Below are 23,353 nucleotides of genomic sequence, written 5' to 3'. Positions count from 1 at the left end.
TTTTATGAGATCCACTGAGGAAATAGAAGTTTACTGAAAGATCTCACCTTTTCTCACTGCACCCCCGGCTATGCACTCTTACTTTAGAGGTAGCTGATATGGCTCAGCTCTGGGTTGTGATCTGAGATTATCCCTGGCTCGCGGGCAATCTTGCCCCAGCTCTGTTCTCTTCTGCCCCTGAAGGGGACACGTGACGGGATACCTATCCTTTCTTCGCCATGTCCAGGAGGAGAGAGGAATAAAGATACGCTTTACAGATTTCTCTTACCGCCTGGGGAGAGAAACTGCAGGGAAGTCTCTGTATGTCTAGCAGAGAGTTCTCTGGCGGGTGGTTGGAGATTGATTGGTTGTGAATATCATCTGCAAACAATCAAATTAGTTCTTGTAGAACATTCCAAGCACCCTCTAGCGGGATGGGATAATCTCAATCTTTATTTGTTTTTTTACATTTGCAAGAATATTCGATCCGTCTAAACCATGATAGAGCCAGAATTTAGATAATGGGCACTGTTTCGTGCTGCCCGTTATCTAAATTCCTACTATGGGTGCAGAATAGGCTTTTCCTACGCAGAATGCAGGTCAACCAGCCACGATCGCCCCTAGCAATTTCAAATTTGCTTCCTGGGCTGCTGTTAAGCCCGATACTCCGCTGATATTCATACCGTCATACGGTCGGGGAGCAATGAGAGATTTCACACAGGCTCCTGTTTCAGGATGCCAGATTTTGATCGTGCCGTCGAAGCTACTACTGAGGATGAGGGGGAGGCGATCGCCACCCTCCAGCGATAATGGCGTAGCTTCATACAACAGAGACAAAATACCACTGCTGTGACCTTGCAGCGTTCTCAGGCATTCCCCTGTAGCGACATCCCAGATCTTGATGGTTTGATCGAAGCTACCACTAATCAGGTGTTGCGCATCAGGGCTAAAGCAAATGGATGTAATCGCTCCCTGATGTCCTCGCAAAGTGCGGAAGCATTCGCCCGTATGGGGATCCCAGAATCGAATCGTTTCATCGTAGCTGCAACTTACAAGAAATTGGCCATCAGGACTGAATCTAGCCTGCCCGATGCGATCGCCATGCCCTTCCAGCACCCGCACACACTCTCCGGTTACGGGGTTCCACAGACGAATTGTCTTATCATGGCTGCTGCTGACAAGGGTATGACCATCCGGGCTATAAGTGACAGAGAGCACAGCGCTGGTATGCCCACATAGGGTTTGCAAGCATTCGCCCGTATGGATATTCCAAATCTTGATAGTCTGGTCATAGCTGCCTGTAGCGAGGGGAAACCCACTGGGATGAAAGGCTACGGCCCAGCCCCAATTTCCGTGCTGTAACGTTTGCAAACACTCGCCTGTGTACCAGTTCCAGAGCTTAATCGTGTGATCAGTATTGGCGGTAACTAGCAGGGAAGCATCTGGCGAAAATGTGAGGCCCCAAATCAAATCAGCCTGCGGTGGCAAGGTTTTGACAATATGTCCAGTTGAGACATCCCAGAGTTTGACGGTCTTATCTTCATGGGCACTGGCTAAAATAGGATGTTTTCCATACCTGGGGACAGAGTGATTGTGGGAGGCCCTCGTGTCCATGTAGCCTAATGGTGGCGTGAGGGCAATGCGAGTTACAGCATTGGCATATCCCTGTACCGTCTTAACACATTGCCCAGTTTTCGCATCCCACAATTTGACGGCATGGTCACCACCACCACTGGCTATAAGCTGCCCATCTGGGCTAAATGCACAGGCCATCAAATGTTTCTGATGCCCATGGAAGGTTCTCAAGCACTGCCCTGTAGCTATATCCCAGAGCTTTAGGGTGCGATCGAAACTGCTACTGGTCAGGTATTGTTCATCCGGGCTAAACGCTGTTTCACTCACCCCGTGCCCATGTCCCTGTAAAAAATGTATGCACTGGCCGCTTTCTAGATCCCAAAGGCGAATACTTAAGTCTAGGCTAGTGCTAGCCAGGTAGCGGCCACTGGCACTGAAACGGAGCATCCGCACATCCCCTGTATGGCCGCTGAGGGTTTGATAGCATTCCCCTGTTTGAATATTCCATAGCTTGATTGTTTGGTCACGCGTGCTGATGGCGATCGCCCGTCCATCAGGACTAAGCGCCGTTGACCGAGCTAGCAGAGTATTGCCTTGAAGGGCTGCAATTTGATATTCCGGATGGTCAACATTCCATAGTTGAATGGCAACAGTCTCATCATACAGAATGCATTGTTCATCGGAGTTAAAGGTAACCGCATTTAAGAGGTTGGCTGGTCCTTTCAAGGTCTGTAAACATTGCCCTGTTTCCATTCCCCAGAGCTTTACAACATAGTCATCACTGGCACTTGCCAGGGTTTTTCCAGTAGGACTGAAGACTAAGGAAAAGACCCAACTTTTATGACCCTGCAACGTCAATAATTTTCGTTGAGTCAACAGATTCCATACATGAACTTCAGTCCGCGCATCACTGATGGCCAGGTACTTTCCGTCTGCACTAAAGGCCACAGCGATAATACCGCCAAACACCTCTGCAAAGGTAGATTGATAAAAGGTAGAACCTGTGAAATCGGTATTTTGCAAAGTGGTATTCGTGAAATAAACCTGAGCGATTACCAAATCCGAAAAATCGCAATTATCTAGGTTTGAACGTAATGCATTTAGCAGGTTAATTACATTTCCAGCCGCGTATCCTGTATAGGATAATGGCTTTCCTCTTAAAGCATTGAGGATTTGATTTAAGAAGAATTCCAACGGAATGGAATCGTGCAGTGTTACAAGCAATTTTTGAATTAAGGGTTGCAGAATAAGCCGAGCCTGGCTATCCCGAATATAATCTTGAGTTTGTGCTTTGAGCAGTGCGTGGCTACGAATAACATCCAAAGTTTGGCTTGTAATTTCGTGATGACATCGATCAATGAAGGTTTGTGTAATGTATTCCATCACTACAGGCTGTTGCGTGTAGCCTAATGAGCTAACTTCAATAAGCGATCGTCCCTGTAAGGATTCCAACGCTTCCAATAGGTTACGCTGCGGCATGGGCGCAATCCAATTTTGCTGCAATTTAGCGAACGAAATCCATTCGCGTTCGATGGCAAGCCAATCCATCACAGCCTGTTCTAAGGGGGAGAGGCGATCGCACTGCTGTTTGAGCAAATCCCAGATGCCGCCATAAACCCCAATGTTCTGTTGCTGAAAGCGGGTAACATCACCATCAAAGGTAGATTGAATGGTGGCCGCTGCAATTTTAAGCGCCAGAGGATTGCCGCGATAGTTCTCCATTAACTGCTCAACCCCAGCAGCCACAGTCAGCCCTTTCGCTTGAAGAATTTGTGCTCCATCTGCACGCGACAACCCGCCGAGTTGCAGCGATCGCGTCGGCCCATCTTCAATCTCCTGGGCTGCTAACTGCCCCAGCCTCTCTCGACTGGTTACCACCAGACAACTTTGATGCCGACCATGGGCAATGCGGTTCAAGAGTTCCTCATATTCGGTGTAACCTTCTCGATAATGGCCAGCCCGCTCTCCACCTTGCAAAAGAGATTCTGCGTTATCCAGGATGAGCAAGTAACGGCGATCGCGCAGAAACTCGATGAGCAAGCTCATCTGATCGGGCAAGCGATCGGGAATGGTCATTGGCTGGGGGTGAGCCAGGGTCTGAAGTAGATTTTTTAGGAGTGTTTCGATGGGAGGCAAGTTTCGTAAACTTCGCCAAACAAAGCCCTCAAAGCGATCCTGAAGTTGCTCGACTAGCTTCACGATCAGAGACGTTTTTCCAACCCCTCCCATACCCAATACAGTTACCAGACGGCAGTGGTCGTGGCAAAGCCAGTCTTCCAGTTGGGACAACTCATCGGCCCGTCCGTAAAATCGGCTGAGTTGGGGAGCTTCCCCCCAATCTTGAAGGCGAAGGCTCTCCTTATAGGGCGGAGCGATCGCCACCTCATCCTCAGAAGCGGCAATCTCCTTCCAGGGGAGCGCAAGTTTTGTACAAATCTCTTCGAAAATAGCCCGATCAACGGGTTTTCCATTAAAAAAATTACTGACGGTAGACAGAGCTACACTCAATTCTTCTGACAATGCTCGCTGGCTCAGGATGCCCTGTTGTTTCAGCGCTACCTTCACGGTACCAATACAATCTGGACTGACTTTGAGCGATCGCGGCATTGCCCCTTCAGGAAACTCTCACAGTGCATGATTCTATCGATAAAACTCAACCCCCATCTCAAGGAGATGAGGGTTGAGTTTTATCGATGATTGAATTCACTATATCAGAGCGTTTTTCAAAAGTTGTTCTTTCCTGTACTTCCTACAGAAAAATGCACATCTTGGAACTGGCTTTTCAAACGCACACTCAGAACCACTTCTGGGGATACGGGCGATCGGGGACCAAATTATTGAAAAGAACTGTGCAACTGACAATGAGTACCGATCCCAGTAGCACAGGCATCAGCACGAAATCCCACGAGACATTATTCATGACACCCAACAAAGCAACTGCCCCTGCCGGCGGATGAACTGTGTGAGTTAGTTGCATCAATTTAATTGCCGTGGCAACCGCTAACGCCATCACCCAGGGATCATGACCCAAAAAATGCACCAAGGTCGCACAGGTGAGGGCTCCAATGAAGTTCCCACACACCACATTGCGAGGTTGCGCTAATGGGCTATCTGGCACCCCAAACACCAACACGGCCGTTGCTCCAAAAGGAGCCGCAATTAATGGATATCCGCTCTGAGCGGTTAGGTATGCCAGAGCCCCAATCCCTAAAAAACTGCCAATGAACGAAAAGAAGATTTGTGCGTAGTTATGGGAGGCGATCGCCCGTTTGGGACGTTTTATGCCTACAGCAGCTATGGGCCGGCTTAGAGTTTCGTCGGAGCCCCGATATCTTCGGTGCTCACGGGCTTGACCTTTATAGGCTCTTAAGAAAGATACTCGTCTCATTCCAGCTAATACGCGGCTTGGGAGCTCTTCTATTAAACAATGTTATAATTCTCTGACAAAGCAAGAAAATGGTATTTTTTGATACAGATTCTAAATGACTTCCATAATGTTTTCTGTACTGAAAGGAGATATTCATCCTGCAGAAAAGCCCTTACGGTAGCATCGAAGGAGATGACAGCCGTTTTCTTGGGTCTTCATGAAGCAGGCAACTCCTGAGCAATTGGTATCCGTTTCGGTCTTCGCTCGGCTGCAACCGGAGCAGTTAGCCCATCTACAACCCCATAGTCATGTACAGCTTTATCAAGCTGGGGAAATTGTGTCCCATGAGGGCGATCGCCTGCCTGCCCGACTCTATGCCCTGTTGGATGGGCTATTACGGATTTCCAAAACGGCAAGCAATGGGAAGGAAACCATTCTGCGTACCCTCTCAAAGGGAGAGATATTTGCGGCTCCAGCACTTTTTGGAGATGGGACTGCTCCTGCAACGGTAACGGCGGAAAGTGATGTGCAGATACTCACCGTAGATCGGGAGGCGTTGCTGGCAGCCATTCAATCCAATCCCGAAATTGCATTGAATATGATGGCAGTGTTTAATCAGCGCCTTCAGCAGTTGCATGAGATGGTGCATGGGCTGGTGTCAGAACGGGCGATCGTACGGGTCGCGCGTTTGATTCAATCCTATGCTAGAGAGCAAGGTGCGGAAGAGGTGAAGCAGGGCATTCGCTTGCAGAGGCACCTGTCTTATTACGAAATTGCCCGTAGTGTGGGTATCACTTACGAGGAATGCGTGCGCTTGTTTAAGCAGCTTCAATCCGTTGCAGCTTATAGCCGGGGTGGCACTATTACGATTTTGGATTGGGATGGGTTAGATGCGATCGCAGGAGGTCGAGGATTAGCGATGCCGCAGTCTTAGGTCATTCTTATCGTGAAAGTGACGGCTTTGCCGTCACTTTCACGATAAGAATGACCGGTTGTTTTATTGGCGTTGTCACAACATCCAATAGGAGCTTGATTTATCTGGGCTCAGACAGGGTTAGTAGAAATGCTAAGTTTTCAGATGCTTTCAGGGCATGAGGTGCATTGGCAGACATGAAAACGAAGACACCAGGTTCCAGGGTAATATCTTCTCCCTCTAGCGTCAAAATACCATTGCCCTCTAGTACCTGCACAACAGCATTTTGTGTTGATGTATGTTCTGCAATATCTGTACCCGCTGCTAGACAAAATAAGGTGTATTGACAGTGCGGAAGCTTAAGCAAAACTTTGCTGACAATTCCTGTTTCAGCGTATTGGATTTTATCTTGAAGTTGATCGCTAAATGATTCGGGAGCATTTAGAAGTGTCATCATTATGTGGCTCCTAGTGACGTTCTGCGTATAGTACGATGTATCCCAATTCTTGTTGATATTGTTTGAAAACATTTCGCATGGCTAAGAGGCGATCGCGAATTGTTTTTTGCGTCAAAGCATTCCAGAAAAATTTCACAGTATCAGCCCAGCCTTCATCCCGAACGATTTGCGCCGGGTCCAGCAATCCCATAGGTCCAGCTTTGTGTTGAACGACGTGTAGACCCGCCGTTTCGTAAGCTTCCATCCAATTCGTTTCTGAAAGGGGGGTGGCGTTGGTCCGAATCGTTTCAGCCAATGCTTTGCGAATTTCATCTTCCCGCCCCTGCACTTGCATTTCATGGGAAAGAAAATGTCCCCCAGGCTTGAGGCGATCGCAAATACCTTGCAGAATTTTGGCTTTGCCGGGTTGCGATTGCATCGTTAAAATCGCTTCTGCCAACACATAATCAAACTGCCCAGGAATGTGTTCCAGGTTAAAGATATTGCCTTCAATTACCTCGACCTGGCCCTCTAGTCCAGCAGCTTTGATGTTGGCACGGGCACGGGCAACGCTTTCCGGATCGCGTTCTACGCCGACAACGCGCACACCATAGCGTTGGGCAAGGGCGATCGCGCTATACCCAAAACTCGACGCTAGCTCCAGTACGGTTTCTCCTGGCTGAAATCCAGCCCACTGAAACAACTGCTCGGTGGCTGCCCGTCCTCCGGGTCGTAGAATTTTCTTACCTGCAGCAGCCATAACCTGGTGGCCCGGTGCCGTTTGGAAGTTGATGTGGGTGTGTGTCATGGCTTGACCTTCGGTGGAGTGCATACCTTTACTTTGTCAAATCCACTCAAAGGAAGCTATGAGCTACCTCATATTGCCAAACTTTTAGAAACACAGAGAACTTACGCAAATCCAATTTATTTAACCTCAACTCGGGATAAGCTAAAGCGCTCGCTAAGATGGATGTTTTCGAGTGCCGCGCGCTGCGCGGCACTCGAAAACATCCTTAACCCGCACTCAGGTTATTTAGTTCATTCTTGTTGTGTGTGGTATGCGAAGCACACCACACACAACAAGAATGCGTTGGTACTGAACACACTCGTTTCTTCCATAGTTCAATCAGTGTCGCTCACCAAGCAGTATTACAATGAATACCGTTCTGACAGGATGCCATGGTATGAGTCTCCAGAGTAAACCTGCCTGGGCAGGAGATGATTTCCTCTCACGCTGCGTTAATTTGCTCATTCAAACCAAGCCAATTTATGCGCTGATGAAGCAGCAGGCTCGGCAAGTATTAATTAAAACTGCTGAGAAAAATGGAGTTCTCTGGCGCAAACATTACGATGAATTAGCCACATCGGGTATTCAGCAGAACATAACTCAGCTCACCAATCCAGACGTGCGCTATCCCGATTATTATCAGGCTCCCTTCCACGCTTACGATCAGGGCAACCTGTGCTGGGATGCTGCCTTCGAGGCCGAGTCTGCCACCTATGCTATGGGCTTGCGGGTCTGGAAGGACGAGCCTTTAACCTGGCAAGACGCGCAGGATCGCCTCCGCAGTAGTTTTCATCATGTCCTGGCCGAGTACATAACATCCCCTGTACAGGATGTGCTGGATATCGGTTGTTCTGTGGGGATTTCAACCCTGGCCCTGCATCGGTTTTACCAGAACCGTCAAGAGAACCCCGTTCGCACTGTGGGGTTGGATCTGTCTCCCTACATGTTGACCGTTGCCCGCCATCGTGACACCCAGGGAGAGATCGCCGAATGGATTCATGGCGATGCCGCCGCAACGGGGCTTCCCGACCAGTCCTTTGATCTAATCACGCTGCAATTTGTCGCCCATGAGCTGCCCCGTCAGCCTGCGATCGCCATCTTCACCGAAGCCCTGCGTCTCCTTCGCCCGGGTGGCCACCTGGCGATCGTCGACAACAACCCCAAATCCCCGGTTATCCAGAACCTTCCTCCCGTGCTGTTCACCTTGATGAAAAGTACAGAACCCTGGTCTGACGACTACTACACCTTTGACATTGAGGCTGCTCTCCAGTCCATCGGCTTCAATTACCTCACCACCGTCCCCAGTGATCCACGCCACCGGACCATCCTGGCGCAGGCTCCGGTCTAAAACTGCTGGTATTGTGGGCTGAAGGGGCACATGATTCCCCTCCAACCCACAATACCTCGGGGAGAAAACCATGAGCTTTGCCAACAAAACTCTTGTGATTACTGGAGCCTCCATGGGAATTGGGCGATCGCTCGCTATCTCCCTGGCTCAGCAAGGCGCCAATCTGGTGCTAGCAGCCCGTACCCAGGAAGCCCTGGAAGATGTGTTAGCCGCTTGTGTGCGACAAGGGGCAAAGGCGATCGCCATTCCTACCGATGTGTCACAGCCAGAGGAGTGTCAGCGGTTGATGGCGGAGGCGATCGCCACCTTCGGTCAGATTGACGGGTTGGTCAACAATGCGGGTATCTCCATGCTGAGCCTCTTTGAAGAGGTGACTGACTTGACGGTTTTCGAGCGTGTTATGCAGGTGAACTACCTAGGCGCTGTGTACTGCACTCATTACGCACTTCCTTACCTGAAGGCTAGCCAGGGGATCGTGGTAGGAATCTCCTCTATCTGTGGCAAAACAGGCATTCCGTTTCGCACCGGATATGTCGCCAGCAAGCACGCCATGCAAGGCTTTTTTGATACCCTCCGCATCGAATTGCAAGGGACCGGAGTAGACGTGCTGGTGGTATCGCCAGGATTTGTCGCAACCGACATTCGCCAACGCGCCTTTGGGGGCGATGGGCAACCCCTCGGACAAAGCCCCCGAGATGAAAGCAAAGGGAATATGTCCGTTGATGAATGTGTGCGCCAAATTCTACAAGCTATGGAGCACCGCAAACGAGACCATATTATGACGCTGAAAGGAAAACTCATTCCCTGGGCCCGGTTGTTCGTACCGGGGTTGATTGATCGGCTCTCGGCACAAGCTGCAGGGTTTGAGGTGGGGAATGGGTAGATCCGTGAAGGTGAGGGTTACCTCACTCTCACCTTCTAAGGAGATTTCCAGATAAGAGCTTCCCCATTATTTGGAAAAAAGGCGCGGCTTCGCCGCGCCTTTTTTCCAAATAATGGGGATATTGTTTCTCAGAAATCTCCTAACATGGGTTGGGTGAAGTATTAGCGCCAGACTATACCTTCTCAGGAAGTGGCAGACACACGACAAATCGCGTGCAGCCCGGTTTTGATGTTACCGAAACCACTCCCCGGTGGCGGTTTTCGACAATACGCCGCACCGCATCCAGGCCTAAACCTGAGCCTTTTCCCATCTCCTTAGTTGTGAAAAAAGGTTCAAAGATACGGGATTGGATTTCATCAGGGATGCCCGTACCCGAATCGATAACCTCTGTGCGAAGGTAGCGACCATCACAACAGGTCTTGATTTCCAGCGTTCCTTTTTCGTCCATAGCCGCGATCGCATTATCAATCAAGTTTGTCCACACCTGATTCAATTCACTGCCATAGGCACAAATTTTGGGAAGGTTGCGATCGTATTGCCGCTTCACTGTAATCCCGTGCTTCAGCTTGAAGGAAAAAAGCTGAAGTGTATCTTCCAGTCCCTCGTGGATGTCAATCAATTGCTTGGCACCCTGATCTAGATGGGAGTAGGATTTCATGGAATGCACCAGGGCTGAAATGCGCTCTGCTCCCCGCAGGCCATTTCTGATCATGGCCATCACATCAAAGGAGAGGGCCAGCCAACGGATGCCCTGATCGCGCAACTCGGTAGGGTCATTGCGCCAACGATCGACCAATCGCTCCAGGGTTGCAACCTCTATGCCTGCACTGGCGAGAGGTTCGGCTAGCTTCCAAGCACCTTTGACTCCATACTCTTCCATCCAGTCCAGCAGGGCATCCTCGCGATCGCTCAACGTCATGGCATCTGCTGAGCCACTCAGCAGCATCTCATAGCCATGATCACGGACTTGATGCCATTCCTTAGTATGCTCCGGATCTACGTTGCGCTGGCCGTAGATCATGCTCATCTGTTCCAGCTCACGCAGGGCAGGGACGACATCTCGCAGCGCTCGTACCAGGGCCGCAGCCGGGTTATTTAATTCATGGGCCAACCCGGCAGAGAGCGTACCCAGGGCTGCCATCTTTTCCCGTCCCCGCAGAAAAGATTCTAGGCCCCGCACCCGTCGTTCCATGACCCGAAAAATACTGCGCTCAAAGCCCCGGCAATTATGCAGCAGGGTGAGAAAGTCACCACAGGGAATCTGGTACAGGTGGCACTCCGTAACCGTGCGCATGGTGACAGGTACAGTCTCCTCCGTCAGGATAGTAATTTCGCCAAAAAAGGCGGGAGCTTCGTGCTGCCCCACCGGCATCTCAATTCCCTCGCTGAGGCGGGTGATGTTGATACGACCACAAACCAGAATGTAGAAGCCATCCGAAGGCGTGCCTTCCTTGACCAACAGAGTTTTGGGAGGCAGATCAAGTTTAGTGGCGCGATCGCACGCCCACTCCAACTGCTCGCGCGGCAACTGCTGGAACGGTTCCAACGTCAACACGTCATCAATACACAGTGTGTTGCCCATAATTAAAGGTTGCTCAAATAACGGTGGACGAACTGCACACAAATACTGCCTTCCCCAACCCCCGAAGCTACCCGTTTAATGGAGCCGTAGCGCACATCCCCAACCGCAAAAATGCCGGGGATATTGGTTTCGAGTAGATAGGGCGATCGCTCATAGGACCAACCTCTAGGGTATTCCCCTTCCTTCGTCAAATCGGGGCCGGTTAGAATGAATCCTCTGTCGTCCCGCTGTACGACACCATCCAGCCACTCGGTATTGGGAACCGCCCCAATGAAGATAAACAGATAGCGGGTCGGCAAAGTTTGAACCTCTCCTGTTTTTGAGTTTTCAATCACCAACGCTTCCAGGTTGCCGTTGCCCTTGACCTCAATCACACTGGAAAACGTCCATACCTCAATATTTTCAGTCGCTTCGATCTGGTCAATTAGATACTGCGACATGCTCTTGGTCAGGGAATCGCCCCGCACCAGCATGACCACTTTGCGGGCGTATCGCGAGAAGTACATAGCCGCCTGCCCCGCCGAGTTCGCCCCACCGACGATATAAACATCTTCATCGGCACATTCCAGGGCTTCTGTCTGAGCTGCACCGTAGTAAACCCCTGCTCCGGTAAACTGGTCAATGCCCGGAATGGCTAACCGTCGCCACGACACCCCCAGGGCCAGAATTACCGCATGACAACTCAGCTCCGCCCCAGATTGCAGCGTGATCATCCGGTAATCATTCTCAATCCGCAGATTCTTCGCCTCCTGGGGCGTTAAGATTTCTACCCCAAAGCGACGAGCCTGAGTGACCGCTCGCCGCGCCAGGTCGCCCCCACTCAACCCAACGGGAAAGCCCAGGTAATTCTCAATCCGGGAACTGGTGCCCGCCTGACCGCCAGGAGCTTCCCGCTCAATCATCACCGTTTTTAGCCCCTCTGAGGCCCCATAGACCGCCGCCGCTAAACCACCGGGGCCGCCGCCAATGATCACCAGGTCGTAGAAAGGTTTGGTCGCCTGAGTCTGGAGGCCAATCCTTTCGGCAATGTCCAGATTTTTGGGGCGCGTCATGTGGGAGCCATCGGAGTACAGCACCAGGGGTAGACAGGGCCCCTCAACCCTGGCATAGTCCAGCAACGTTTTGGCCTCTGGATGCCGCTCAATGTCAAGCCAGCGGTAGGGGATTTGGTTGCGGGTTAAGAAGTCTTTGATCCGGTGTGAGTCGGGAGACCAGCGATCGCCTACGACCCGAATTCCCTGAAACTCAGGGTGGAAGTTCGCTCGCCAATCATCCAACAAATCATCCAGAACGGGGTACAGCCGCTCATCAGGTGGGTCCCAGGGTTTCAGCAAGTAATAGTCAAGACGGGCCACGTTGATAGCACGGATGGCTGCCTCGGTATCGGCGTAGGCCGTCAGCAGCACCCGCTTGCCCTCCGGGAATAACACACTCGCCTGCTCCAAAAACTCCACCCCTGTCATTTGGGGCATGCGTTGGTCTACTAGAAACAGGGCAACCGTATCGTTTCGCAGTTTCAACTCCTGCAACGCATCCAATCCGGCTTTTCCAGAATCAGCGCGGATAATGCGGAACTGCTCAGCATATTGACGGCGCAGGTCACGGGCGATCGCCTGCAACACTTCAGGATCATCATCAACAGCGAGAATGACAGGCTTATTCATGGGGGGTACGTGTAGGGATGGAATAATTTAAGCGGAATTGATCACGAACATAATGTGGCCCCGAACACGGGAGCTAATGAGCCAGCGGGTCATGCAAACCAGAAATGGGAGTTGTACAGAACTATAAGCCATGACGTACCGCAAGGACGGCGGCTTCAACGCGGTGGTTCACCCCAAGCTTATTCAATACTGAGCGGACGTGAGTTTTGATCGTGTTAGGGCTAAGGTAGAGTATGGAAGCAATTTCTGCATTGCTATGACCTTCAGCAATAAGCTTTAACACTTCTAGCTCCCGTGGTGATAGTTCAACTTTCGGCATGAGAATGTCCTTCCTTTTCATCCTGTTAGCGATCCTCCCTCCCCCTGGCTCTGAAAAACGAAGGCAACGCCTGACCCCTGAAAAGCGCGTCCTCTTGATGGTCTGGTCGTCAATAGCAGCCCCCGTTATTGATGAGCACCCCCTCTTGACCGTATGTACGAGAAAAATGAGGACTTGTCTTGTCTAATCTTGCGAATTGAGGGTAAATGTTGCGATCTACTGAGTTTCGTTTGTGAATGAGAGAGTGGAGGGCGATCGCCCTCCACTCCCTCATTCGCTTTTACAGCGCTTTTCAAGCACTGAAATCTGGTTGTTTTTGTGAGAGCCGCGCTCTGCGCGGTTCTCACAAAAACAACCGTGGCTAATTCAAGCGCAAAGCGCTGTAAGAAACACACGGAGTTCTTGCCTATTTCACGGGGCGAAACCGTTTCAGGTTTTACCCAGGCAGAAGCTCAAATGGCAGACGAAAGAGGGGTGCAGGTATAAACGCCTGCACCCCTCTTTCGTCTGCCGTGAGCAGTTGAAGGATCCAATTTATGACACGGTAGATCCGTTGTGGATATTCAGGTTGCGGAATGGGTTACCAGAATCAGATGAAACTGTCGCAATTGCGGATTCTAGTAGCTGTCGCAGCGCGCCAGAACTTCACGGATGCTGCACTCGATCTGCAAATGTCTCAGTCGGCCGTGAGCCATGCGATCGCCATGCTGGAGCAAAACCTGGGTGTCGTCCTCTTTTCTCGGGGGCGGCATGGAGCCAGACTGACTCCCCTTGGCGAACGCATCGTCGAACATGCCCAGGAGATTGTGCATCGAGCCGACGAGATCGCCAAAGAAGCCGAACTTTCAAAAGGTTTAAAGGGTGGTCAGGTCAGAATTGCGTCCTTTCGGAGCATTGCAACGCATATTCTGCCGGGAGCGATCGCCCACTTCCACCAACAGTTTCCCGCCATTTCCGTCAACCTGGCTGAACATGAAGACTACCCCCATGTCGAGCACGCATTGCGAGAGGGCCAGGCAGATATTGGGTTTACCTTTATGCCAGCTAGCGAGGGGTTAGAGGTGTGGGAAGTTATCCGAGATGAGTTTGTTGCCCTTCTACCAATTACTTTTCAACCAGCAGGCTCACAGTTGAGTTGGGAGGAATTGGTCGCTCAGCCGCTGATTATGCCCCCCGTCAACTACATCATGATGCGACAGGTCTATCAACACGCCCAGACTTACGGCTATGCTCTCAAAGTCACTTACGAAGTGGAAACGGATGCGACCATTGTCAGCCTGGTGGCCCAGGGTCTGGGGGCTGCCATCTTACCGAGGCTGGCGGCAGAGCCGATTCCGGCGGCTGTTCGAGCCTACAGCTTACCCGTGCCGTTGGAACGAGTCATCGGGGTGGCAACCCTGGCGGATGCACTATTATCACCAGCTATCTACGCGTTTCTGGACAGCCTCAAAACGACCCAGGTACTCGTGTCATAGACATCCAGCCGTCATGAGGTGGACTGCCCTTCTACAGGTTATAGGCCGAAGGGTTCTGGTAATGACGGTCTTCCAGCCAAACCCGCAGTTCAGAGGCCGAAACACCATGCAGAGCCTGACCTGTCGTGGGGTCATAGCTGTTCCAAACCTCACGTCCTGCAGCATCTTCACTACACCACACATGAGGTTCTGAGGAAACAGAGAGATGGGCGATCGCCGCTTGCCACAGGTTGTTGAGCTGAGCTTTCCAGGCATTGTTACGGCGAGAAGGCTTCTGGAAAATACGTTCCAGGGTTTGCACAGAGTGGAAATGGGATTGCATAACAGGTGCCTCACTGCAGTTCTCTAATAACCTTACTCTACAAAACGGTAGCTAAAGATACAAAAAGCAGCTTGCATAGCTTCCATGAGCAACTTCGATAGATCGCCAGGTTCTAGACCCGTGGATGATTCCCATCAGGATGGAATGGATACATCCAATGGGAATTGTTACGGAAACAGGAGTTCTAGATTTTGACGTGAAATGTGAGTATAAGGGAATGGCATACGCAAAGGTCTAACTTCCGTTATGGGACAACCGATCGCCCCTCTTTCCCTTCCTCCCGGTGAATTTGGCTTGCCGTTCATTGGGGAAACCCTCAGCTTTTTTGGTGATCCCAACTACGCGAAAAAGAAGCACCAGAAATACGGCTCTATTTTCAAAACTCGTTTGTTGGGCCAACCCACTATCTTTGTGCGGGGTTCAGAATTTAACCAGTTCATCCTTACGAACGACAATAAGTATTTCGAAATCAGTTGGCCGCCCAGCACCCGGATGTTGCTCGGTCCCCTTTCGTTGGCATTACAGACAGGCGGTACTCACCAAAGCCGCCGTAAGCTACTGGCGCAGGCCTTCATGCCCCGTGCTCTGTCCGGTTACATTCCGGCTATGCAGGAAATTATTCAAAGCTATACAAAGCGGTGGGCCGAGCAGGGACAACTGGTGTGGTATCCCGAATTGCGAAACTACACCCTGGATGTTGCGTGCAAACTGCTGGTGGGAATTGACCATGGCTCTCAGAGCGAGTTGGGACATCTGTTTGAAACCTGGTGCCAGGGTTTATTTTCAATTCCTTTAGACTTGCCATGGACACAGTTTGGTAAAGCAAAACGAGCACGACACAAGTTGCTGAAACTAATTGAGGAAATTATTCGCGATCGCCAAAAATCTCCCGAATCTGGCACCGATACCCTGGGGCTTTTGCTCCAGGCTCGAGATGATGATGGCAATGGGCTGAGCCTCGAGGAGTTAAAAGACCAAACGCTGCTGTTGTTATTTGCAGGGCATGAAACTTTGACCTCGGCGATCGCCTCCTTCTGCATGCTCATCGCCCAACATCCCCTCGTCTGGGAAAAACTCCGAACCGAACAGCAGTTGTTTGATACAGCCATCCCTACCACCCTGGACAGCCTGAAGCAAATGACGTATCTCGACCAGGTATTGCAGGAGGTGATGCGCCTGATACCTCCTGTTGGAGGTGGTTTTCGCCGCGTGATACAGTCGTGTGAAATGAGTGGCTTTCAGATGCCCGAGGGATGGAATGTCCTGTACGAAATTAATCAGACTCACATGAACCCACTGGAACATGCTGAGCCCGATCGCTTCCAACCCGAGCGCTTTGGAACTACGCAAGCTGGCGTGCAAAGCAAATACAGCTACCTCCCCTTTGGTGGCGGGATTCGCGAATGCTTAGGCAAAGAGTTTGCTCGTCTAGAAATGAAGCTATTTGCAGCACACTTAGTGCGTTACTACACTTGGGAGCTACTGCCAGACCAGGATTTGAGCATGGTCGTCATGCCCACACCACACCCTCGCGATAATCTGCGGGTCACGTTTAGGTCATTAACCAAAACAATTGGTTAACTGAAAGTAAAAGAGGGTAGTGCTCTAATTGGATAAGTGATGGGCTGTGTTTCGCACCCCATTCACTTGCTTTAAACATGGCCGGGCGCTCCGAGTGCTACACCTCTTACATGGAAGGTTTGGACTTTATTTGGTTCCCTCATTAGGAGGACGAAATTTCTCGTGCATATTTCCTACGATGGTGCTGACCAGTGAGGCAGCACGTTACAAACTTTTAGCGAGTTTACCCTCTGAATTTATCAACGTGATTTATTGTTGTTTGCCCGATGTCGCTTCAATATACATGTGAACGCAATGGTCTTCATGTACCCAGGCCAAAGTTGTTGGATGCTAGAAACCCGGTGTTGAAACACCGGGTTTCTGGGCTTTTTGAAACGTTAATAATTAAGCTGCATCGCCCAGTCAACATGCTTTGAAAGCATTATCCAAGCTAGTTCATAGAGGAATGCAAAATGTCAGATTCAGAAATGCAATATCGAGAGCTTGGGAGTACGGGTGTCAAGGTTTCCGCCATTGGATTGGGAGGATGGCATCTCAGCCTCAAGCATGTTGATGAGGAACTCGCAATTCGCATTGTTCGGAGTGCGATCGATCGTGGCATCACCTTCATGGATAATTGCTGGGATTACAACGAAGGGACCAGTGAGCAGCGGATGGGGAAAGCGCTGAAAGAGGGTTATCGCGATCGCATCTTCCTCATGACGAAGCTGGATGGACGTTCTAAAAAGGAAGCCGCGAAACAACTAGACGAGTCGTTACAACGCTTGCAAGTTGACCACGTTGATCTGGTGCAATATCACGAGGTACTGCGGTTTGAGGACCCTCACCGTATTTTTGATGAAGAGGGAGCCCATGCAGCCCTCATGGAGGCACAGCAAGCCGGAAAAATACGCTTCATTGGTTTTACAGGGCACAAAGACCCCATGATTCACCTGCACATGCTGGAGGTAGCTGACTATTACAACTTCCGGTTTGACACGGTGCAGATGCCGTTGAATGTGATGGATGCGCACTACCGCAGCTTTGCAAAACTGGTACTGCCTGAGTTGGTGAAGCGCAATATTGGCGTACTGGGCATGAAAAGTATGGCAAATGGAATTCTGTTACGTTCCAATACCGTCACACCTATTGAGTGCCTTCACTATGCTCTCAATTTACCCACCTCTGTCGTGATTACAGGGATGGATTCGATGGAGTTAGTTGACCAGGCGTTTGAAGCCATTCACGCATTCCAACCGATGACCGATGAGCAGGTACAGGCATTACTCGCAAAAACCGCAGAAGCAGGAGCCCACGGCGAGTTTGAGCCCTTCAAAACTTCCTCAATTTTTGATGGTACGGCCCAAAATCCGGATTGGTTAGGCGAAGAACCTGAGCGACTTCAGCAATTGATGTCAGCAGCAGGTTGATATAGCGCTGTGCGCATAGATTAATTACGATGGGGTGGGGCACTTCGTGCCCCACCCCATCGTTGCTGTACTTAACGCACTTGCATATTGTTGTTATATTATCCGGTCTATTTGATTAGACTGGCGATCGCCTCCACCAACATGACTGGGTCTACAGGTTTTGGAATGTGTCGTTGAAAGCCAGCCTGCATCGCCTGTTGATAGTCAATTTCCCCAGCATAGGCCGTGAGGGCGATCGCTGGAATATCCCCGCCCAGTTCTGGCGGCAAGGCTCTCACCTGGCGCAGGAGCATATAGCCATCCATCTCGGGCATACCAATGTCGCTGAGTAGGATGTCAGGCTTGTTCTGAGTGAGAGCGACCAGTACCTCGTCTGCCGATGTCACCGCTGTGACCTGAGCTCCATGCTGCTCAATTAGGAAGGCGACAAACTCGCGGGTATCCGTGTCGTCGTCAACAATCAGTATCTGAACACCGCTTAGATCCAGGGGTGCATCTAGCTGTCTGCTATCCCTATGGTTTTGGGAGTCGGTTTTTATCAGAGGCAATTTCACCGTGAAGCTTGCCCCCATGCCTTCGCCGGGGCTTTCGGCCCGAATGGAACCGCCATGCAGCTCAACCAGATGCCGTACGATCGCCAGCCCCAAACCTAGCCCGCCAAATTTACGAGTTGTCGCACCATCGGCCTGACGGAAATAATCAAACACGTGGGGCAGAAAATCCGGCGCAATCCCCTGCCCAGTATCACTAACCGTCATGAAGACGTGGTTGCTTTGGTGCTCCACCTGAATCGTGACCTGGCCACCTTCGGGGGTAAACTTCACCGCATTGGACAGCAGGTTCCACACCACCTGTTGCAACCGTGTGGAATCTCCAGAAACCCATTCCTCATTCCCGTCAAAATTTGCTTGCAAGTGAATTGTTTTGGCCTCTGCCGCCAATCGCACTGTTTCCATAGCAGCCCGAATAACAGGCAACAAATTGACGGGAGCTACGTGAAGACTGAGTTTGCCTTGGAGGATGCGCGACACATCCAGAAGATCTTCAATTAATTCAGACTGGAGTTTGGCGTTGCGTTGAATAGTAGCCAGGGCTTGAGCCGTCTTAGCTTCATCTAATTTCTTCTTTTGTAGCAGGTCTGACCAGCCAAGAATGGGATTGAGGGGCGATCGCAACTCATGAGATAGCACCGCTAAAAACTCATCCTTGATTCGATTAGAGGCCTGTGCTTCTTCCCGGGCCACTTCTGCGGCTGAACGGGCCTGTTGCTCCGCTTCATATAATCGCGCATTTTCGATAGCCACTGATGCCATTTGTGCCAACTGCACCAGAATCGTTTCATCCGTTTCAGTAAACTCTCCCTCAAAGCGGTCTGAGAGTTGAATTAACCCAATGTTCTGTCCATCTCGCCCCACTAGAGGAGCCGCCAACCATCCCCCCCGCATAGGGGGATGCTTTGCCCCTGATGGGCCAAAGTTGTTCCAGTGGGGATGTGCTTCCAACTCGGCCTGGGTCATGCGGATAGAACGATTCGTGTGGCATACGCAGGCATAAATTCCAGAACCATCAGGCTTTTCATCATAATTCCGCCACTGGGCGTATTTTTCTGACATGTAGATTGCGTTGATAGCCTGTGCCCAGTTTTCGTTAATCGTCATACTTGTGACAGACTGGTGCGTTCCAATGATGGAAGCTGCCTGATCGTTAATGACTTGCAACACCTGTTCAACAGAAAGAGCCGAATTAATTGCTAGAGCTGCATCAGCTAACCCTTGCAATTGTGTCAGATACCGATATTCTTGGGCTAATAGGTGTTCGCGTTCAGCTTCTGCCCGTTTCCGTTCAGTAATATTGAGAACAGTACCAATCAATCGCGTTTTTGTCCCTGCCGCATTGAAAAAGGTTTTTCCTCGTGTAGCGATCCATCGTTCGATACCATCCTCAATACCGATCACGCGATATTCAATATTAATCTCCCCGCCATCTTCAGAACTGACCGCAGCCTGTATTACTTGGTGAATGCGATCGCGGTCCAAAGGGTGTAATGCTGCCAGGAAAATATCATAATTGACCTCGGCCTCAGGCGGTAGCCCAAACATCGCTTTACATTGCTCATCCCAGGTCAACGCTCCAGTTAGCAGGTTAAGCTCCCATGCGCCTAAAGCGGCTGACTTCAGGGTAAGACGCAAACGCTCCTCATTCTCTCGCAGGGCTTCCTCGGCCTGTTTTCGCTCCGTAATATCCGTAAGCGTTCCAATCCACTCCCGAATTTCACCCGTATCATCCAGAATCGGCACTCCGCGCCCAATACCATAGCGGTACTGACCATCTCGATGCTGGAAACGATATTCCACTTCGTAAGGGAATTTGTTCTGCAGGGCCTCACTCCAAACAGCAAGGGTACGCTCTCGGTCGTCGGGATGCACCTTGTCAAACCATCCCCAGCCCTGATATTCCTCCGGTGTTTGCCCAGTAAACTCTTCCCAGGCAGGTGCCGACACGAGCGACCCCTCACCGGTTGCAATCCAAACAATCGAGGACGTCACCGTAACAAGCGACCGATACCGTTCTTCACTTAACCGCACGGCAGCTTCAGCTAGCCTACGCTCGGTAATGTCCTCCACAATGCCCGCTGTCCGATAAGGCTCACCCCGCTCGTTGTGAACCGGGAAGACGCGGTCATGCACCCAACGAATCTCACCATTAGGACGAACAATGCGAAATTCCTGATCAAACTCAGCACGGGCAAGACCAGGCAGCGCTCGCTGAATCCGTTCTTGATCATCGGGATGCACAGCCTCTAGCCAGGAACGCGTATTTTCGTACAGGCTCTGACAGGAGCGCCCCCAAATCCGTTCGTAGGCCGTGTTGACATACACAATGTGCCCAGGCGAAGACTCACTAAAGCCCTCGCTCATGAAAAAGACAGTATTGATATTTTCAGTCAGCTGACGAACGCGTTCCTCGCTTTCGCGCAAGGCTTGTTCAGATCTTTTGCGATCGCTCACGTCCTGAAAATAAAGGGCTAGCCCTTCAGCAGATGGATAGGCATGCACTTCAAGCCAGGTGCCAAGCGCTGGGTTAAAGTCCTCATACACAACCGCAACTTGTTCCGTTACAGCCCGGTGTAGCTCATGATAGGACAGCGTTCCCACACGATTGGGAAATACGTCTTCCCAGACCTGTTTACCGAGCAATTCTTCACGGGTTTTATGCAAAATTTTGGTAGCGTGTTCGTTCACAAAGGTATACCGCCATTCGCGATCGAAGGCGACGAAAGCATCTGTAATGCTGTCCAAAATCAGGCTGATCTTTTCTCGCCCAGATTCCGCTTCTCGCCGCAATTGTTGTTCATAACGGGCAACCTCCTGACGCATTTGAGCCAGCTTCAACGTCGCTTCAATGCGCACCAAAAGTTCCCGGGCTGAAAAGGGTTTTATCAAGTAATCATCAGCTCCAGCTTCCAGCCCTTCCATGCGGGCTTCTTCTCCGGCCCGGGCTGATAGCAAAATGATGGGCAACTCTTTCGTGGCTGGCTCTGCCCTTAGCCTACGAAGCAACTCAAAGCCATCCATACCTGGCATCATCACATCGGTTAATACCAGGTCAGGCAATTGCTGGTAGATAGCAGCCAGGGCAGCAACTCCATTGCCAACCGCCTCCACGGTGTACCGCTGGCCTAATAGGCGCTTAACATAGTCGCGCATGTCGGCGTTGTCGTCAGCCAGAAGAATCTTGGGAAGCGGGAGGTTGGGTGCTGGAGAGGAAAGGGAACTGGGTGAATGGGCGGGTGGATGTTCGTCGACCCGTTCAGGCCACGCATCTACGCGTCCATTGGCGTCTGGGAACCAGCGCAGGGCTTCTTCGACGTAGGGAGTGGCTCTGGTCGATGATAAGGTGCGGCTTGTCGTGGAAGGAGCGGATGGAGAGCGATCGCCCTCCAAGCGGAGGCGATCGCTCGGCAAGTGCGCCCAGCCCGTAGGAATAGCCACCGTAAAGCAGGTGCCCTGCCCCACAATACTGTTTACTGTAATCGTGCCACCCTGCAGGCGCACAAGTTCCTGTACCAGAGATAGGCCGATGCCCGAGCCTTCGTAGGTACGACCCTGAGCACCCTGCACCCGGTGGAATCGTTCAAAAATGTGGGGAAGTTCTTCGGCGGAAATACCCGTCCCAGTATCTTGGATAGTTAATGCAATGTGATCTCCATAAGGGTGTAGAAGAACGGCGATCTCCCCGTGAAGCGTGAATTTAAAGGCATTGGAGAGTAGATTCAGCACAATCTTCTCCCACATATCCCGATCAACGTAAATCGGTTCCGGCAGAGGAGAACAATCCACCCGCAAGCACAAACCCGCCCGTTCAATCGCCGAGCGAAATACTCCTGCCAGATCCCGCGTTAACTCGGCCAGATCCGTCGGCTCGTACACAGCCTCGATCCGTCCGGCTTCAATGCGGGAGAAATCTAGTAGGGTATTGACCAGTTTCTGTAACCGTAGGGCATTGCGCTGCACCAGTTGGAGGCGATCGCGCTGCTCACCATCCTGGGTCTCTTGCAGGGCTTCTTCTATGGGGCCGAGCATTAACGTCAGGGGAGTCCGAAACTCATGACTAACGTTTGAGAAGAACACTGTTTTGGCGCGATCCAACTCGGCCAGTTGCTCGGCGCGTTGTCGTTCTTCTTCGTAGGAACGGGCATTAGCGAGTGCGGTGGCCGTTTGGCTGGCAATCTGCCCCAAAAAGTCTCGATAGCGCTCATCTAATCGACGTCGTGGGCTTACGACTGCCACCATGACCCCGGCAACTTTGGTCTGTCCCATCAAAGCAATGGGGAGTACCATCGCTTCCTCAGGGGGTTCCGGCCAGGGGCTTCCCGGCAATGCTCCAAAGCGGGCCATCACATCACCGACCACCTGTGGCTGAGCCGTTCGGACGCAGCGAGCAATGGGCCAGCCCTTGGGATTGTCAGATGCATCCAAGTCTATCCGATCTGGAGCAACACTGGTGTTCAAGGGAAACGGGCTCCCATTGCAGAGCTGGGCGCATCCCTTCTCTAAATCAACCTGATAGAAGAGAAACAATGGAATATCAATTGAAGCTGACTGAAGGGCTTCGGCAATCAAGGTATAGGCATCCTCAGTCGTCTTAGCAGTACCCGTACGAGATGCCACCTCGTGCAGAAGTTGGGCCCGGCGATCGTTCAAAACCCGATACGTGGTTTCGCTCACCACGTTAAAAATGCCATCAACGCCGCCCCCTTCCCCCTGGATCGGGTTAAACGTGTAATCAAAGAAGCATTCTTCGGTATAGCCGTAACGGTGCATAGCCAGCAACTCGTCACTATGGAAGGTGCCTTCTCCCGTTGAAAAAACCTTCTCAAATTCAGGGCCAATCTCATCCCAGATTTCAGGCCACACTTCACATCCAGGTTGCCCTAGAGATGCAGGGTGTTTATCCCCCACAATCGGTCGCCAGGCATCGTTGTAGAGCAGTAGACATTGCGGGCCCCAATAAATCGCAATGGGAAAACGGGAGTTCAGACAAATACTCAGGGCCGATCGCAAGCTCTGAGGCCACCGATCAACAGGGCCAAAGGGTGTTTCGGCCCAATCCATAGACCGCATTAAAGCCCCCATCTCTCCACCGCCTGAGAAGAGGTTTTTTGCGATCGCCACTCCATCCTGAGCCACCGTCTTGCTCCTATCGAAAATCT

14 protein-coding genes and 1 pseudogene are annotated in these 23,353 nt (G+C 51.3%); 6 read left to right on the top strand and 9 right to left on the bottom strand.

What is annotated here, in order from left to right; all coding sequences use genetic code 11:
• Positions 1-579: 579 nt before the first annotated feature.
• Both NDI52_RS24450 and NDI52_RS24445 read right to left on the bottom strand, forming a co-directional pair.
• On the bottom strand, positions 580-4,161 hold the full coding sequence (locus tag NDI52_RS24450) for an NB-ARC domain-containing protein (RefSeq protein ID WP_190772508.1): 3,582 nt from the start codon (positions 4,159-4,161) through the stop codon (positions 580-582).
• A gap of 187 nt (positions 4,162-4,348) precedes the next feature.
• Complete coding sequence (locus tag NDI52_RS24445) at positions 4,349-4,942, bottom strand: HPP family protein (protein ID WP_190772509.1); 594 nt, start codon at positions 4,940-4,942, stop codon at positions 4,349-4,351.
• Positions 4,943-5,138: 196 nt separating this feature from the next.
• On the opposite strand from NDI52_RS24445, the gene NDI52_RS24440 reads away from it, so the two are divergent.
• The gene (locus NDI52_RS24440) at positions 5,139-5,855 is read left to right on the top strand and encodes a Crp/Fnr family transcriptional regulator (protein WP_190772510.1); all 717 of its coding nucleotides are present in this window, start codon (positions 5,139-5,141) and stop codon (positions 5,853-5,855) included.
• Between the two features lie 100 nt (positions 5,856-5,955).
• On the opposite strand, the gene NDI52_RS24435 is transcribed toward NDI52_RS24440, so the two are convergent.
• Together NDI52_RS24435 and NDI52_RS24430 are read right to left on the bottom strand one after the other, a co-directional pair.
• Positions 5,956-6,291 carry a cupin domain-containing protein gene (locus tag NDI52_RS24435; RefSeq protein WP_190772511.1) on the bottom strand — a complete coding sequence of 112 codons (336 nt, stop codon included), beginning with the start codon at positions 6,289-6,291 and terminating at the stop codon, positions 5,956-5,958.
• Positions 6,292-6,301: 10 nt separating this feature from the next.
• Complete coding sequence (locus tag NDI52_RS24430) at positions 6,302-7,078, bottom strand: class I SAM-dependent methyltransferase (RefSeq protein WP_190772512.1); 777 nt, start codon at positions 7,076-7,078, stop codon at positions 6,302-6,304.
• Positions 7,079-7,454: 376 nt separating this feature from the next.
• Between NDI52_RS24430 and NDI52_RS24425 the strand changes: the two genes are divergently transcribed.
• Together NDI52_RS24425 and NDI52_RS24420 are read left to right on the top strand one after the other, a co-directional pair.
• On the top strand, positions 7,455-8,405 hold the full coding sequence (locus NDI52_RS24425) for a class I SAM-dependent methyltransferase (RefSeq protein WP_190772536.1): 951 nt from the start codon (positions 7,455-7,457) through the stop codon (positions 8,403-8,405).
• A 70-nt stretch (positions 8,406-8,475) separates the two neighbouring features.
• Entirely contained in the window at positions 8,476-9,288 is an 813-nt protein-coding gene (locus NDI52_RS24420; RefSeq protein ID WP_190772513.1) for an SDR family oxidoreductase, read from the top strand.
• 172 nt (positions 9,289-9,460) lie between these two features.
• Here the strand turns inward: NDI52_RS24420 and NDI52_RS24415 are convergent, their stop codons facing one another.
• From NDI52_RS24415 to NDI52_RS24405, 3 genes and pseudogenes are all read right to left on the bottom strand, one after another.
• Positions 9,461-10,870, bottom strand: a complete 1,410-nt coding sequence (locus NDI52_RS24415) for an ATP-binding protein (protein ID WP_190789208.1) — start codon at positions 10,868-10,870, stop codon at positions 9,461-9,463.
• Between the two features lie 2 nt (positions 10,871-10,872).
• Positions 10,873-12,534 (bottom strand): FAD-dependent oxidoreductase, encoded by a 1,662-nt coding sequence (locus NDI52_RS24410; RefSeq protein WP_190772515.1) that lies wholly within the window; start codon positions 12,532-12,534, stop codon positions 10,873-10,875.
• A gap of 121 nt (positions 12,535-12,655) precedes the next feature.
• Positions 12,656-12,838: pseudogene (locus NDI52_RS24405) on the bottom strand (response regulator transcription factor); the annotation flags it as partial.
• 590 nt (positions 12,839-13,428) lie between these two features.
• Here NDI52_RS24405 and NDI52_RS24400 point away from each other — a divergent pair.
• A complete protein-coding gene (locus NDI52_RS24400; RefSeq protein ID WP_348254098.1) occupies positions 13,429-14,328 on the top strand; it encodes a LysR family transcriptional regulator in 900 nt (299 codons plus the stop codon).
• A 31-nt stretch (positions 14,329-14,359) separates the two neighbouring features.
• On the opposite strand, the gene NDI52_RS24395 is transcribed toward NDI52_RS24400, so the two are convergent.
• Complete coding sequence (locus tag NDI52_RS24395) at positions 14,360-14,650, bottom strand: hypothetical protein (protein ID WP_190772518.1); 291 nt, start codon at positions 14,648-14,650, stop codon at positions 14,360-14,362.
• Between the two features lie 246 nt (positions 14,651-14,896).
• Between NDI52_RS24395 and NDI52_RS24390 the strand changes: the two genes are divergently transcribed.
• Entirely contained in the window at positions 14,897-16,231 is a 1,335-nt protein-coding gene (locus tag NDI52_RS24390; protein ID WP_190772519.1) for a cytochrome P450, read from the top strand.
• Positions 16,232-16,683: 452 nt separating this feature from the next.
• Positions 16,684-17,640, top strand: a complete 957-nt coding sequence (locus NDI52_RS24385) for an aldo/keto reductase (protein WP_190772520.1) — start codon at positions 16,684-16,686, stop codon at positions 17,638-17,640.
• Positions 17,641-17,747: 107 nt separating this feature from the next.
• Here the strand turns inward: NDI52_RS24385 and NDI52_RS24380 are convergent, their stop codons facing one another.
• The gene (locus NDI52_RS24380; protein WP_190772521.1) at positions 17,748-23,330 is read right to left on the bottom strand and encodes an ATP-binding protein; all 5,583 of its coding nucleotides are present in this window, start codon (positions 23,328-23,330) and stop codon (positions 17,748-17,750) included.
• Between the last annotated feature and the right edge of the window lie 23 nt (positions 23,331-23,353).

Origin of the sequence: Leptolyngbya sp. PL-A3, from assembly GCF_039962325.1 — a bacterium.
In the GTDB taxonomy this organism is placed as follows: Bacteria; Cyanobacteriota; Cyanobacteriia; order Elainellales; family Elainellaceae; genus Vacuolonema.
Note: the sequence above shows the minus strand (reverse complement) of the source record. Positions and strands in the feature narration are given on the sequence as shown.

What these genes read in the sequence shown, in the direction of transcription:
- NDI52_RS24450 (WP_190772508.1), bottom strand. Translation starts at nt 4,161, where the DNA reads ATGCCGCGATCGCTCAAAGTCAGTCCAGATTGTATTGGTACCGTGAAG.
- NDI52_RS24445 (WP_190772509.1), bottom strand. Translation starts at nt 4,942, where the DNA reads ATGAGACGAGTATCTTTCTTAAGAGCCTATAAAGGTCAAGCCCGTGAG.
- NDI52_RS24440 (WP_190772510.1), top strand. Translation starts at nt 5,139, where the DNA reads ATGAAGCAGGCAACTCCTGAGCAATTGGTATCCGTTTCGGTCTTCGCT.
- NDI52_RS24435 (WP_190772511.1), bottom strand. Translation starts at nt 6,291, where the DNA reads ATGATGACACTTCTAAATGCTCCCGAATCATTTAGCGATCAACTTCAA.
- NDI52_RS24430 (WP_190772512.1), bottom strand. Translation starts at nt 7,078, where the DNA reads ATGACACACACCCACATCAACTTCCAAACGGCACCGGGCCACCAGGTT.
- NDI52_RS24425 (WP_190772536.1), top strand. Translation starts at nt 7,455, where the DNA reads ATGAGTCTCCAGAGTAAACCTGCCTGGGCAGGAGATGATTTCCTCTCA.
- NDI52_RS24420 (WP_190772513.1), top strand. Translation starts at nt 8,476, where the DNA reads ATGAGCTTTGCCAACAAAACTCTTGTGATTACTGGAGCCTCCATGGGA.
- NDI52_RS24415 (WP_190789208.1), bottom strand. Translation starts at nt 10,870, where the DNA reads ATGGGCAACACACTGTGTATTGATGACGTGTTGACGTTGGAACCGTTC.
- NDI52_RS24410 (WP_190772515.1), bottom strand. Translation starts at nt 12,534, where the DNA reads ATGAATAAGCCTGTCATTCTCGCTGTTGATGATGATCCTGAAGTGTTG.
- NDI52_RS24400 (WP_348254098.1), top strand. Translation starts at nt 13,429, where the DNA reads ATGGGTTACCAGAATCAGATGAAACTGTCGCAATTGCGGATTCTAGTA.
- NDI52_RS24395 (WP_190772518.1), bottom strand. Translation starts at nt 14,650, where the DNA reads ATGCAATCCCATTTCCACTCTGTGCAAACCCTGGAACGTATTTTCCAG.
- NDI52_RS24390 (WP_190772519.1), top strand. Translation starts at nt 14,897, where the DNA reads ATGGGACAACCGATCGCCCCTCTTTCCCTTCCTCCCGGTGAATTTGGC.
- NDI52_RS24385 (WP_190772520.1), top strand. Translation starts at nt 16,684, where the DNA reads ATGTCAGATTCAGAAATGCAATATCGAGAGCTTGGGAGTACGGGTGTC.